The sequence below is a fragment of the Psychrobacillus sp. NEAU-3TGS genome (assembly GCF_029955155.1).
In the GTDB taxonomy this organism is placed as follows: domain Bacteria; phylum Bacillota; class Bacilli; order Bacillales_A; family Planococcaceae; genus Psychrobacillus.
In genome coordinates this window covers 38880-53480 of record NZ_JAPNOZ010000002.1, presented here as the reverse complement: position 1 = coordinate 53480, position 14601 = coordinate 38880, and the positions used below count along the sequence as shown (strand labels likewise).

General features: G+C 39.5%; 13 protein-coding genes and 1 pseudogene. All 14 read right to left on the bottom strand.

Annotated features, from left to right (window positions below; all coding sequences use genetic code 11):
- Positions 1-256: 256 nt before the first annotated feature.
- The 14 genes and pseudogenes from lysS to hpt all read right to left on the bottom strand — a co-directional run bounded on the left by lysS (position 257) and on the right by hpt (position 14583).
- On the bottom strand, positions 257-1747 hold the full coding sequence (gene lysS / locus OR571_RS00720) for a lysine--tRNA ligase (protein WP_282240973.1): 1491 nt from the start codon (positions 1745-1747) through the stop codon (positions 257-259).
- A gap of 181 nt (positions 1748-1928) precedes the next feature.
- The gene (dusB, locus tag OR571_RS00715; protein WP_282240972.1) at positions 1929-2957 is read right to left on the bottom strand and encodes a tRNA dihydrouridine synthase DusB; all 1029 of its coding nucleotides are present in this window, start codon (positions 2955-2957) and stop codon (positions 1929-1931) included.
- 32 nt (positions 2958-2989) lie between these two features.
- A complete protein-coding gene (folK, locus tag OR571_RS00710) occupies positions 2990-3502 on the bottom strand; it encodes a 2-amino-4-hydroxy-6-hydroxymethyldihydropteridine diphosphokinase (RefSeq protein ID WP_282240971.1) in 513 nt (170 codons plus the stop codon).
- On the bottom strand, positions 3499-3864 hold the full coding sequence (gene folB / locus OR571_RS00705) for a dihydroneopterin aldolase (protein ID WP_282240970.1): 366 nt from the start codon (positions 3862-3864) through the stop codon (positions 3499-3501). Before folB ends, folK begins: the two co-directional genes overlap by 4 nt.
- A gap of 5 nt (positions 3865-3869) precedes the next feature.
- Positions 3870-4727, bottom strand: a complete 858-nt coding sequence (gene folP / locus OR571_RS00700) for a dihydropteroate synthase (RefSeq protein ID WP_282240969.1) — start codon at positions 4725-4727, stop codon at positions 3870-3872.
- Positions 4724-5560 carry an aminodeoxychorismate lyase gene (gene pabC, locus OR571_RS00695; RefSeq protein WP_282240968.1) on the bottom strand — a complete coding sequence of 279 codons (837 nt, stop codon included), beginning with the start codon at positions 5558-5560 and terminating at the stop codon, positions 4724-4726. Before pabC ends, folP begins: the two co-directional genes overlap by 4 nt.
- Positions 5561-6151 (bottom strand): aminodeoxychorismate/anthranilate synthase component II, encoded by a 591-nt coding sequence (gene pabA / locus OR571_RS00690; protein WP_282240967.1) that lies wholly within the window; start codon positions 6149-6151, stop codon positions 5561-5563.
- Positions 6148-7560 carry an anthranilate synthase component I family protein gene (locus OR571_RS00685; protein WP_282240966.1) on the bottom strand — a complete coding sequence of 471 codons (1413 nt, stop codon included), beginning with the start codon at positions 7558-7560 and terminating at the stop codon, positions 6148-6150. Before OR571_RS00685 ends, pabA begins: the two co-directional genes overlap by 4 nt.
- A gap of 110 nt (positions 7561-7670) precedes the next feature.
- Positions 7671-8594 (bottom strand): cysteine synthase A, encoded by a 924-nt coding sequence (cysK, locus tag OR571_RS00680; RefSeq protein ID WP_282240965.1) that lies wholly within the window; start codon positions 8592-8594, stop codon positions 7671-7673.
- Between the two features lie 117 nt (positions 8595-8711).
- A complete protein-coding gene (locus tag OR571_RS00675) occupies positions 8712-9641 on the bottom strand; it encodes a peptidyl-prolyl cis-trans isomerase (protein WP_282240964.1) in 930 nt (309 codons plus the stop codon).
- Positions 9625-10494: pseudogene (gene hslO / locus OR571_RS00670) on the bottom strand (Hsp33 family molecular chaperone HslO); the annotation flags it as partial. The gene OR571_RS00675 and the pseudogene hslO, both read right to left, overlap by 17 nt.
- 11 nt (positions 10495-10505) lie before the next feature.
- A complete protein-coding gene (locus tag OR571_RS00665; protein WP_282240963.1) occupies positions 10506-11288 on the bottom strand; it encodes a type III pantothenate kinase in 783 nt (260 codons plus the stop codon).
- A 653-nt stretch (positions 11289-11941) separates the two neighbouring features.
- Positions 11942-13942 (bottom strand): ATP-dependent zinc metalloprotease FtsH, encoded by a 2001-nt coding sequence (ftsH, locus tag OR571_RS00660; RefSeq protein ID WP_282240962.1) that lies wholly within the window; start codon positions 13940-13942, stop codon positions 11942-11944.
- Positions 13943-14040: 98 nt separating this feature from the next.
- Positions 14041-14583 carry a hypoxanthine phosphoribosyltransferase gene (gene hpt, locus OR571_RS00655; RefSeq protein WP_142540934.1) on the bottom strand — a complete coding sequence of 181 codons (543 nt, stop codon included), beginning with the start codon at positions 14581-14583 and terminating at the stop codon, positions 14041-14043.
- Positions 14584-14601 lie beyond the last annotated feature (18 nt).

Here is a 14601-nt window from a genome sequence, read left to right as displayed (position 1 = left end):
GTTGTCGTCTTGTTTCAGCGACATTTAATATCTTAACATTTCTGTTATTCATTGTCAACAACTTTTTTCAATTTGTTTTTCGTGTGAAATCAGTAGTGAAAATGACAACTTGATAACTATACCACCCTGTTTTTGTTTTGACAAGTACTTTTTTGAAATAAATTTCAAACCATTTTTTATATACTCCGAAACACTATATATAGAAGAATAAAAAAGGAGACACTACTACATAGCAGCATCTCCTTTACTATATTAATTAATCTTTATGACGCATCGTTGGGAATAATAGTACATCACGAATAGAAGCGGAATTCGTTAGTAACATTACTAAACGGTCAATTCCGATACCTAGTCCACCTGTTGGCGGCATACCGTATTCTAATGCTTCTAAGAAATCCTCATCCATTTCATGTGCTTCATCATTGCCTGCTTCTTTTTCTACCAACTGTGCTTCAAAGCGTTGACGTTGATCGATTGGATCATTTAACTCTGTAAATGCATTCGCATGTTCACGACGAACGATGAATAACTCAAAACGATCTGTGAAACGACTATCTTCTGGATTTTTCTTTGCAAGTGGTGACACTTCAACTGGATGTCCATAAATAAATGTTGGTTGTACTAATGTTTCCTCTACTTTTTGTTCAAAGAATTCATTTAATACATGTCCCACTTCCATAGAAGGTTTTACTTCTACTCCATGTTCTTTCGCTAACGCATGTGCCTCTTCTTTCGTCATTTGCTTCCAGAAGTCTACACCGGTAGTTTCTTTTACTGCATCCGCCATATGCCAGCGTCTCCAGCCTGGAGCAAGATTAATCTCGTCTTCACCATACATAATAGTGGTAGAACCTAGTACTTCTTGGGCTACATGCGATACTAAATTCTCCGTTAAGTTCATAATATCTTGATAATCCGCATACGCTTCATATAGTTCAATCATTGTAAATTCCGGATTATGACGTGTTGAAACACCCTCGTTACGGAATACACGACCAATTTCATATACCTTTTCTAATCCACCTACAATTAGGCGTTTTAGATGCAATTCAATTGCGATACGCATATATAATTCCATATCAAGCGCATTATGGTGTGTAATGAATGGGCGTGCAGCTGCTCCACCAGCAACAGAATGTAATAATGGAGTTTCTACTTCCAGGTAACCTTGTCCATCAAGGTAACGACGCATAGATTGAATGATACGACTTCTAGTAACAAAAGTTGTTTTACTTTCGTCGCTCGTCATTAAATCTAGGTAACGTTGACGGTAACGTTGCTCGACATCTTTTAGTCCGTGGAATTTCTCAGGCATCGGACGTAGCGATTTAGTTAAAAACGTGAATTCAACCGCTTTTACAGATAACTCGCCTACTTGTGTACGGAACACGTTTCCTCGTACTCCTACAATATCCCCTAAATCAGCTGAGTTAAATAATTCATATGCATCTTCACCAATCGCATCTTTACGCACATAAATTTGAATTTGACCGCCAAAATCTTGGATATGAGCAAAGCCCGCTTTTCCTTTTCCGCGCTTCGTCATAATACGTCCAGCTATGACTACTTCATGTGTTGTTTCTTCTAATTGTTCTTTTGTAAACTCTTCAAATTCTGCGATTACTTGGTTACTCAAATGTGTACGCTCGAATTTTCCGCCAAAAGGATCTAATCCTTTCTCTTGTATTGCAGTCATCTTTTGTCTTCTCACCAAAAGTTGATCATTTAATTCTTCTACATTAGACATGTCGGTCACTCCTCCACTACTTACTATTTCGCAAGTATCTTTTATAACATTGAACTTATTGTACACAATTTCTGTGTTCTATTCATCTTTTTCCTTCATCGTTCGATATTTTCCATTATTCAGATTACCTATCGAAACTTAAAAGAGCCATCACTAAATGTGACAGCCCTTCTTTTTGCTATTAAGCAAGAATAGAATCGACAGCGTTATATTCCTCTTTGGAAGCTTCTTCTGCAAAACCACGTAAGTAATTCTTTAGCGCTTGAGCGGTTTCCGTTTGGTTAATCACATTTCTTGCTGTCCCATTACCACGTATACCTTTCAAGTACCAAGCTGCGTGTTTGCGCATTTCCCTAACCGCTATCTTTTCCCCTTTTAAGGCAGTTAAACGATCAAAGTGCAATAAACAAACGTCAATTTTTTCTTGAGCAGTTGGTTCTGGCTTTAAAACACCTGTTTCTAAATATTCAACTGTACGGTAAATCATCCAAGGGTCTCCTAGCGCTGCACGTCCTATCATTACAGCATCCACGCCCGTTTCATCTAGCATCCGCTTTGCATCCTGAGGTGTATTTACATCCCCGTTTCCGATTACGGGGATATTCACCGATTGTTTCACTTGGCGAATTATATCCCAATTTGCCTGCCCTTCATACATTTGTACTCGAGTACGGCCATGCACTGCAACTGCCGCTCCACCAGCACGTTCTACGGCACGGGCATTTTCTACCGCATATAGATGTTCTTCATCCCAACCTGTACGCATTTTCACGCTTACTGGTTTTTTTACATTATCTACAACTGCTGAAACCATTTCGTAAATCTTTTCTGGATCGAGTAGCCATCTAGCACCTGCCTCACACTTGATAATCTTGTTTACAGGGCATCCCATATTAATATCAATGATGTCAGCAGTTGTATGTTGATCTACATATTTTGCGGCGGCAACTAGCGTCTCTTTCTCTCCTCCAAAAATTTGTAGGGATAATGGATTTTCACGTTCATCGATATACAGCATACTTAAGGTTCTTTCGTTTTTTAAAACGATTCCTTTATCACTAATCATTTCGGCGTACACTAGTCCTGCTCCAAATTCTTTTACCGTTAAACGGAAAGCCGAGTTGCATATACCTGCCATCGGAGCAAGCACTACTCGATTATCCATTACAAGATCACCAATTTGAAATGGTTTTGTTGATGTATTTGTCACTATTTTCCACCTACCTTTTTACTTACCTATTCTTATATTAAAACGAATGCTTCTACTCCATCGAAAGTTTTCCATACATGGACTCCTTCTTGTTGAGTATTGGCAAACTCCATGAAAGAACGATTTGTCCTTGGGTCTCTTACATCTGCGTTTATCTCAACTAATGGTATAAGAACGAAGCCTCTTTCTGTCATCCTTGGATGCGGAATAATGAGATTCTCCGTTTTCATATCCTCCTCATTATACAACAAAATGTCAAGGTCTACGGTTCTTGGACCCCAATGTATCTCCCTCGTACGTCCCAGTTCCGCCTCTATTTCGTTACATTTTTTCAGTAACTCATGTGGGGTCAATGAAGTCTCAAGCTCCACTACTATATTCAAAAATGCATCCTGATCCACATAGCCGACTGGATCCGTTTCATACACGGAAGATACTTGGCATACTTTTATACCTTTCACATTTTGCAATAATCGTACGGCTTGCTGGAGGAAAAGTAAGCGATCCCCAATATTTGAGCCCAATGATATATACGCTCTATTCATAGTGAACCTCTTGTAATATCCACTGCAACCGAAGCATAATGTCCTGCTATCGGCGGATTAGGCTTCACTAGCTGAATGCGACATCCACTAACTTTTGTTTTATAGTCTTCTAAAATACGTGATGCAATTTTCTCTGCAACTGCTTCTATCAATAAAAAAGGTTTCCCTTCTACAATTTCCTTACACAATTCAAAAACTTCCGCATAGTTAATCGTTTCAACTAAGTTATCGGTTTCGCCTGCTTTTTTTAAATCACACGCTAACGTAATCGTTACCCGAAAGATTTGACCAAGCTTTGTTTCTTCTGCTAGCGCGCCATGATATCCATAAAACTCTAAGTCATTTAAATGAATATAATCCATTATAATTAACCCTCGCTTTCCTCGTATTTCTGTTTTCCTGTCAGCACATCCATCATTTTCGTCATTCGCGCGATTTCCTTCACATCGTGCACACGTACCATATGGCAGCCAAGCTGCAAACCATAACAAACAGTTGCTCCTGTACCTTCCATTCGTTCATTAACAGGGAGATTCAACACATTACCGATTAAACGTTTACGAGACGTTGCTAATAACACTGGATATCCCATATCGACTAAATCAGCTAAATGCTGCATCATCCAAATGTTTTGCTCGGTTGTTTTTCCAAATCCAATGCCTGGGTCTAGCCAAATATGTTCGTCTGGAACCCCTGCCGATTTTGCAATTTGGATGCATTCTTCTAAGTCTTGCTTAGCTTCAGACCAGAAATCGTTATATACTTCGTTATCTCGGTTATGCATTAAAATAATCGGAACCCCTAGTTCAGCAGCTACTTCCGCTACTTTTGGATCTCTTTTCGCACCCCAAATATCATTAATGACATGCGCTCCTGCAAGGACTGCTGCCCTAGCAACAGCAGACTTATACGTATCAATGGATATGACTGCATCTACTTCTGCACGAATAGCTTGGATGACCGGAACAACCCTTGCGATTTCCTCTTCATCAGAAATAACCGTATGTCCGGGTCTAGTAGACTCTCCTCCTACGTCAATGATTTTTGCTCCATCCGCAACCATTTGCTTCGCGCGAGCAACTGCTGCCTCTACTTCATTAAACTTTCCACCATCTGAGAAAGAATCTGGAGTGACGTTTAATATACCCATCACAATGGTTTCTTTTTTAAAATCTAATGCAACTCCTCCACCTTCAAAGAGTCCGGTATGATATTGTAAATTCATCTTACTGTCCTTTCCTCCTGAATACACTTTACATACGCTTCATGTAGTGCCGTGTAAACAGGACCTTGATTGCCTAAAAATGGTCTTCCCTCTATCTCTTTAATAGGGACAATTTCTTGTACCGCATTTGTAATAAAAACCTCATCTGTCGATTCTAATACATCTTTCGTAAACAAGCCTTCTTCTACTTCAAAATTATGTAAAATCCATTCTCTTGTTATTCCAGCGAGTATTCCTGTTGCAAGTGATGGTGTGGAGATTTTCTTATCTTTGACCCAAAATATATTAGAAGTAACTCCCTCTGCAATATATCCCTCTGCTGTCAAAAAAACACCTTCATGTGTTGCTAATGACTCAACTTCAAATCTCGCTTGTATATTATTTGCGAAATGATGAGATTTATGACGATAAGCACTTTCCGGGGAATTCCGGGTCGTTTTCAACCATATTGCTTTTTTCTCTGTACCTCTTGGTGGAAGATGCAAAGCTTTTCGAAATAAAATCACAGTAGGCTTTTCATAATACGACGGCTGAAGCCCAATATCATGAACACCTGCCGAGATATTCAATCGAAAGTAGCCATCTTCTCCATTATTTTCTTTTGTTAAAGCGCAGATAGCAGCCAAAACAGTTTCTTTGTCGTATGGCATTGTCATACGATAGTCAGCTAAAGCACGACAAAGGCGCTTCCAATGTTCATCAAATAAAAACACGTGACCATCGTATGTGCGAAATGTTTCAAAGAAGCCTAACCCATATAAAAAACCATGATCATATGCAGAAATAGTTAGTTCATCTCTGGCATATAACTTACCATTCTTCCAAGCGTCCATTTATACCTGCTCCTTTGTAAGGAAGCAATGCTCTTCGATAAAGTTTCTGATAAGTTTTTTCCCATCTTGCGTCATGATGGACTCCGGATGATATTGCACTCCTTCAATCGGAAACTCTTTATGGCGTATGCCCATAATTTCTCCTTCTTCCGTCCAAGATGTTACTTCCAAACAATCTGGCAATGACTCTTTTTCCACGAGAAGAGAATGGTATCTTGTTGCATGAAAAGGATTAGGCATTTGTTCATTAACCCCTTTGCCATCATGAAAAACTAGAGAGGTTTTCCCATGCATCAATCTATTTGCACGAATCACTTTCCCCCCAAATGCTTGTCCAATCGATTGATGCCCTAAACAAACACCAAAGATGGGGATTTTGCCTGCAAAATGGGGAATGACCTCCAAGCTTATGCCCGCTTCGTTCGGCGTGCAAGGTCCTGGTGAGACAACAATGACTTGAGGTGCTAATTGTTCGATATCATTAATCGTTAATTCATCATTCCGAACAACCTTTACTTCCACCCCTATTTCCCCAATATATTGAACGAGATTATATGTAAAGGAATCGTAGTTATCAATCATTAAAATCATTTGCCTTCTCCCTCCGCCATCGCCTTTGCTTGCCAAACTGCTTTTGCTTTATTTAATGACTCCACATATTCAGCACTCGGTATCGAATCAATAACAACACCAGCCCCAGCTTGGATATATGCCATCCCACCTTGAATAAATGCAGTGCGAATCACAATATTGAACTCTAAATCACCTGAAAATCCTAACCAACCAATAGATCCTGTATAGATCCCTCTTCGAACTGGTTCCAGCTCTTCGATAATTTCCATTGTACGAATTTTAGGAGCACCTGTAATTGTTCCACCCGGAAACATTGCGCGTACAATCTCCGTATTCGATACTCCTTCACGTAATGTTCCTTTTACATTGGAAACAATATGCATCACATGAGAATATCGTTCAATTACCATGAACTCATCTACTTCGACCGTTCCATATGTAGATACTTTTCCTAAATCATTTCGCTCTAAGTCTACGAGCATTACATGTTCTGCACGCTCTTTTTCATGGTCGATTAGTTCATTGGCTAAAGCAATATCTTCCGCATCATTTTTACCACGTGGTCTCGTCCCTGCAATTGGACGAGTGGATAATTCTGTACCTTTTTTCTTCACTAATAACTCTGGGGATCCTGATACAACAGCAAATTCAGGCGAATGAATAAATGCCATATAAGGAGATGGATTAAAAGCTCGCAATGCTTCGTACATAGCAATTGGTTCTGCCTTCAGCTCTTTTGATTGGCGAACGGATAAATTCACTTGAAAAACGTCACCTTGCGCTATATATTGCTGTACTTTTCGAACAGCATCTTCAAATCCTAAAGAATCTACAGATACATGTAATTTCGAATGATCTTCCGCTACTTCCAATGTAGCTCCCGAGCTAAGGACACTGAATGCAAGACCCATTTCTGCAGCCGCTCTATATCGTTCTTCTAATTTCACCAAATCTACCATACTCGTAGATAGCTTCATCAGTGTAACAACTTCCCTTTCAACGTCTAATACTGCCCAAACGTCAAATAAATAAAAGTAAATATCCGGAATATGTAAATCATCATCCGCTATTGTCGGTAGCACTTCTATTTTCCTTGCATAATCATAGCTAATAAAACCAGCAGCTCCACCTTGGAAATCCGGCAAATTTTCTTGAAAAGGCAATTTATAAGAAGAAACTAGCTTTTCTAACTCCGCAAGCGCTTCTCCTTCGCGTTCTTCTACCTTTCCATCTCTCCACTCAATATGTAATCCAGTTTCCGTGGACCTAGTCACAGCTAGCGGATTCCAAGCCGCGACGGATAAATGACCTCCACGTCCACTTTCAAAAAATAAATGATGGGACTCATCTTTTGTGATTTCTTTATATCCATAAAAAAACGCAGTCTTTGATAGTTGAAATGCATGCGTTTGAAGTTGTAATTCCACTTTTTCAAATCCCCCTATAAACGGTTTGCCTTCATCTTAACTTGAAACTACTCCTTTTCGCCACAAAAAAAGAGAGGAAGCAATAATTGCCTCCTCTCCACTTTCATTTATTAATCTTCGAATTGGTATAACGGAGTACTTAAATAACGTTCACCGTTATCAGGAATAATTGCGACTACTTTTTTCCCTTTGCCAAGTTCTTTTGCAAGTTGAAGCGCCGCGTAAATAGCTGCTCCTGCAGAAACTCCACCTAAAATACCTTCTGACTTTGCAACTTCGCGAGATGTTTCGTAAGCATCCTCATTGGATACTTGTATAATGGAATCGTATAAATCTGTATCCAATACTTTTGGAACAAAGCCAGCTCCAATTCCTTGGATTTTATGTGGACCCGGTTTACCACCAGATAATACGTTTGAATCTTTTGGTTCTACTGCAACGACTTGAATATCAGGGAATTTTTCTTTTAATACTCCACCAGCACCAGTGATCGTTCCACCAGTTCCAATTCCTGAAACAAATCCGTGTAATTCGTCAAATGCTTCTGCAATTTCAGGTCCAGTAGTTAAACGGTGAATTTCTGGATTTGCCTCATTATTGAATTGTTGTGGCATAAACCAACCATTTTCATTTGCCAACTCTTCCGATTTAGCAATGGCACCTTTCATCCCATCTGCTCCAGGTGTTAATACTAGTTCTGCACCATATGCACGAAGTAGATTTCTACGCTCTAAGCTCATTGTGTCTGGCATTACCAATACTGCTTTATATCCTTTTGCAGCAGCGATCATCGCTAGTCCTATTCCTGTGTTACCACTAGTTGGTTCAATAATTGTGCTACCCTCTTTTAATTTCCCAGCTTTTTCTGCCGCTTCAATCATGGCAAACGCAATACGGTCTTTTACACTACTGCCGGGATTGAAGTATTCTAGTTTTACATAAACTTCTGCATCTTCCGGATTTGTAACTCTGTTTAGTTTTACGATCGGTGTTTTTCCAATTAAATCTAATACGGATTGTGCTAACTTCGTCATAGTTCCACTCCTAATCCCTACTTAGTTAATAGGTTTTATTTTCTTAATCATACCAATATTAGAGATGCATTGTCAATAATCGTAGTAAAATAAAAGCACACTCCTTAGAGTATGCTTTTATTTCTCGCTATAAAACCAATCAGCATCAAATTCTTCCCAAAATGCTTCTTGTGTGACTGATTGTGGCAATTGATCTAGTGCAAGTTCTCTACGTATATGATCTTTTACATCAGAAAACGAAAAAGACTGTCCCTTGAACACACTATTTACTTGCACTACTGCAAAACGACCATCCTTTAACGGAATAACATCGCTCCATTTGCCCACATCTATTTTCGGTAAAGCTTTCCCCAGTGCTTCGTCTATTGTTTCAGCGCCTTCCACAACATAGCCGATATCCCCACCTAAACTTGCTGAGCTTACATCAGAGGAGCGTTCTCTTGCTAATCCTTCAAAGGAAGAACCACTTTTCAGTTCCTTTAATACTTCTTTTGCTTCAGCTTCTGTTGAATTATAAATAACACTTGTACGATAAGAAGTTGGTATATTGTATAGGTTTTTATTGTTCTCATAAAATGCTTTAATATCAGCATCCTTAATAACAATATCTTTCGCTAATACTTTTTCTAAAATTAACCTTGCACGAACCTTTTTACGCATCACCTCTTCATCGAATGATTGAAATGATGTGTCGCCCCCTTCTTGAGTTGAACGAATAAGTGCAAGCTCCAAGTCTATTTCTGCATCGCTTACTTTAATATTGTTTTTTTCAGCTGCCGCTTCCATGACTTCTGTGTTTACCATGTCTAATAAAACTTCTTTTCCATACATCGATTCCATTTCAGCCATCCACTGATTTTTCGTAATAGCTTTCCCATTCACGGAAGCAACTTCTTCTGTCTCACTAGTAGTCTTGTCATTCGGTATTAACCAGGCGATGAACCACAGTAGATTACCGAGTAGTAAGATGCCGAGCACAAGAAGTACTGGTTTCGTTTTTAAACGCCGTTTCGGATGGAAATCTTCGTTATTACGCGTTGATTTCATCGATAAACGACTCCAATTCGTCTACTGAATAATTATATTTTTCCATACAGAAATGACAATGTGCTTCTGCTCCTCCGTCTTCTGCAATCATTTCCCGAATTTCGCTTTCACCTAAGCTAATAATTGCACTTCCAAATCTTTCTTTAGAGCAATTACACTCAAATGAAACTGGCATAGTACTTAAAATTTGTACATTTTCTTTCCCTAAAATCTCAAATAGTAATTCCTCAGGAGTTAATCCTTTTTCAATTAGCTTGGATACTGGCTCCATTTTGTTTAAATGTTCTTCAATAATAGTAATTGTTTCATCGTCCGTACCTGGCATTAATTGAATAATAAATCCACCTGCAGCTAAAATCGTGTTATCTGGGTTAACTAAAACGCCCAGTCCAACAGAAGAAGGCACTTGTTCTGATACAGCAAAATAATAAGTAAAATCTTCTGCGATTTCACCAGAAGTAATGGGTACTTGCCCTGTAAAGAAATCTCTCATACCTAAATCTTTAACTGTTGTGAGTGTACCTTCCGTTCCTACTGCACGACGAACATCTAATTTTCCTTTTTCATTCAAGTCAAAATGTGTTTGTGGGTTCGTAACATATCCTCGTACTTCCCCTTTTGCATTACTATCAATAATCATAGGACCAATTGGACCATTTCCCTCTACTTTGACGGTAAGCTTGTCTTCTCCTTTTAACATTGCACCCATCATTACAGTAGCGGTCATCGATCTTCCGAGAGCTGCTGAAGCTGTTGGCCATGTTTCATGACGACGTTGAGCTTCTCCCACTGTATCTGTTGTCCGAACAGCAAATGCACGAACGCTTCCTTCAAAAGCTAATGCTCTTACTAATAATCATTCATTTATCTCATACCTCTTTCGTCTATATTTCGTTGATATATTAAATACAATCCTTTTAACGTTAGGAACGGATCGATTACGTCCATTACGGTTGTTTCCTCACCGATCAAGGAAGCCATGCCACCTGTCGCGATAACTTTAGGGGCTTTTTTCGATACTTTTTTCATGCGATTCACGACACCCTCGACTTGTCCTACGTAACCATACACAATACCTGCTTGCATAGCCGATACAGTATTTTTCCCAATAATGTGTTCCGGTCTTGTTAGTTCAATTCGAGGAAGCTTACTCGCTTTTGTAAACAACGCTTCTGTCGATATACCAATACCTGGAGCAATTGCCCCACCCATATAGTCTCCTTTTTCATTGACATAACAATAGGTTGTTGCAGTTCCAAAGTCTACAATAATAAGTGGGACACCATATTCATGTATGGCTGCAACCGCATTTACAATTCGATCTGCTCCCACTTCTCGAGGATTTTCATATTTAATATTTAAGCCCGTTTTAACACCGGGACCTACTATCAATGGTTTTATACCAAAGTACTTTTTACACATCGCCTCTAAGGAAAACATAATTGGTGGGACTACAGAAGAAATGATAATTCCTTCTATTTGCTCAAAAGCAATATTTGCATGTGAAAATAGCGCCTTCACCTGCATCCCATATTCGTCTTCAGTTTTCAAACGATCCGTTTCCATCCGCCAATGATGGATTAATGCATCATTTTCATATACCCCTAAAACAATGTTTGTATTTCCTGTATCTAACACAAGTATCATCTGACTTGTCCCAACTCTCTAGTAAGTTTTCCAAAATATCATACCATATATGGTAGCTAGAACAAAAGCACAGGAGCCTGGCCAATCCCGACAAATAAAGGAGATGTAGGATGGTATACTGCGCATTATAGGGAAACTGCGACATAAAGAGTTGAATGAAGTATCCGCTAGGATTTCCGCTACAGGGTGGCCGCTTTCCGCGGGCACGGCTTCAATCTCCTCGGAGCTCTCGCTCCTGCGGGGCTTTCAGCTCGTACTGTTCCCGCCGGAGTTCGCCACCCTTTCACTACAATCCAGTAGAGTTTGCTATTTACTCTGTATTGATGCACTAAATCTAGTACTATGTTGCATATTCTATGGGTGAAAACCATTGATTAGTCAGCAAGTTCAATTGATTGAAGCGCAGGGCGGCGACACCTGCGGGATCAGCGGGACAGGTGAGACCCCACAGGAGCATTAGCGACGAGGAGGCTCACCGCCCGCCCCGCGGTAAGCTTCCGCCTAGAGCGGAAATCTTAACGGACGTATTATAAGATTTTTACCACGCAGTTTCCCTAATCAGTGACTTACATTCTGTTGTTGAAGTTTCTAGAGCAAGAAAAAGCTGATTACCTCGCGCATATATGCGGCAGGCAATCAGCTTTTCCATTCTATTAATCTCTACGTTCTTCTTGAATTGCGTTATCTGGTATGCTCGCAGGACCTTCTTCTTTTGGCAAGTCGCCAGTAGATGGATCTGCTGGAGCTCCTACCGAATCAGTTGTTTCTTCTTTTTTAAGATTCACTTCTGCTTCCTTGTTCGCTTGTTCATAAGGTCTCTCAGGAAGCGTTCCATGCTCCTCTAAATGCTTGATCTGAGCAGCATCGAGTGTCTCTACTTCTAATAACGTATTGGCGATTAAATTTAATAATTCGCGTCTTTCCGTTAAGATCTGTTTTGTTCGCTCATATTGCTCTTTAATCATTGTTTGCATTTCTTGGTCAATTTCGTAAGCAATTTTATCCGAGTAGTTTTGTTCAGAGTTAAAGTCACGTCCAAGGAAGACGTTTCCTCCTTGTGCTTGACCGAATTGCATTGGACCAAGTTTGTCACTCATACCATATTCCGTAACCATACTTCTTACTATTCCAGTAGCACGTTGGAAGTCATTGTGTGCACCAGTGGATACTTCACCAAATGTAATATCCTCCGCTACTCGACCACCTAATAATCCCGCTACTTTATCAAGTAACTCTGGCTTTGTCATGAAGTAACGATCTTCTTTCGGCAACATTACTGCATATCCACCAGCTTGACCACGAGGAACGATAGTTACTTTATGAACGATTTCCGCATCATCTAGTGTTAATCCGATTACTACGTGTCCCGCTTCATGGAATGCAACAATATTGCGTTCTTTTTTAGAAATGACTTTACCTGACTTAGCAGGACCTGCGATGACGCGGTCTGTCGCTTCATCAATATCACTCATATCTACTTTTTTCTTATTACGTCTAGCAGCTACAAGTGCCGCTTCGTTTAACAAGTTTTCTAAATCTGCACCAGAGAATCCTGGTGTACGTTGTGCAATTGCTTTTAAATCTACTGAGTCATCCAGTGGTTTATTACGAGCATGTACTTTAAGTACCGCTTCACGTCCTTTAACATCCGGACGACCTACAGTAATTTGGCGGTCAAAACGACCTGGACGAAGAAGTGCTGGGTCTAAAATATCCGGTCTGTTCGTTGCAGCGATAATAATAATACCTTCGTTTGCACCGAAACCATCCATTTCAACTAGCAATTGGTTAAGTGTTTGTTCACGCTCATCGTGCCCACCACCAAGACCAGCTCCACGTTGACGACCTACCGCATCAATTTCATCGATAAAAATAATACACGGTGCATTCTTCTTCGCATTTTCGAACAAGTCACGCACACGAGATGCACCGACACCGACAAACATCTCAACGAAGTCCGATCCACTAATAGAGAAGAACGGTACGCCAGCTTCTCCTGCAACAGCACGAGCAAGCAATGTTTTACCAGTACCCGGTGGACCTACTAACAAAATCCCTTTTGGAATACGTGCTCCAATTTCCACAAACTTACGCGGATCTTTTAAGAAATCTACTACTTCTACTAGTTCAGCTTTTTCTTCATCTGCACCAGCAACATCTGTAAACCTTACTTTTTTCTTTTCGTTATCATATAATTTCGCCTTACTCTTACCGAAGTTCATCACACGGTTACCACCGCCTTGTGATTGACTAAGTAAGAAGAAGAATAAAATAATGATGATTAGAAACGGTAACAATCCAGTGAAAAATTGAACCCAACCACTCGTTTTCGGAGCTTCTACGACTTCAACTTGAACTCCATTTGTTTCCGCTAACGTTAAAACTTTGCTTTGTGCTTGTTCAAAATTATATGGAAGCTTTGTTAAGAAAGTTTCCCCTTCTTCATAGCCCTTCATTTTACCTTCAACAAAATAAACTCCTTGTTCAGGCTGCATACTAAAGCTTGTTACTTCTCCATTTGCAAGAGAAGTCATAAATTCGTCATAACGAATATTTTTAGTTGGTTGATTGCCCGAATTAAAGGTCGCAAATATCCCAACAATTACAAAGAATATCAATAAGTATAATATAGCGTAGCGCAATGCTCGATTCATTCCCAGCCTCCTCACAAGGTAAACAGAAAAACTAAAGATAATCTTATCACACGATTTTTTTAACGTACAATGAAAAGCCTTTTAGTTTATCATTTGTTTTAAAAAGAATAAACTTCTTTCTTCAGTACGCCAACATATGGTAAATTACGGTATTTCTCTGCATAATCCAATCCATATCCAACAACAAATGCATCCGGTACTTCAAATCCTACATAATCCGCTTTAAGGTCTACTTTTCTTCCGCTCGGTTTATCTAGCAACGTAACCAATTTAATCGATTTTGCTTTACGATATTTAAATAGATCCACTAGATAGCTCAAAGTCATACCACTATCAATGATATCTTCAATAATTAAAATATCGCGCCCTTCCACACTAGTGTTTAAGTCTTTAATAATTTTAACTTCACCTGAAGAAACGGTAGCGTTTCCATAGCTAGACACATCCATATAGTCCATTTCAATATATGTGTCTACACGCTTCATCAAATCCGACATAAAAGGCATTGCACCTTTTAAAATACCAATAGCTAGTGGGAACTTGTCTTCATATTCTGTTGTTAATGTTGCACCTAGTTCACGTACTTTTTCTTCAATTTGTTCCTCTGTTAATAAAACTTTTAGTATGTCTTTTTCTAACATATTTAGTCCCCCCTAATG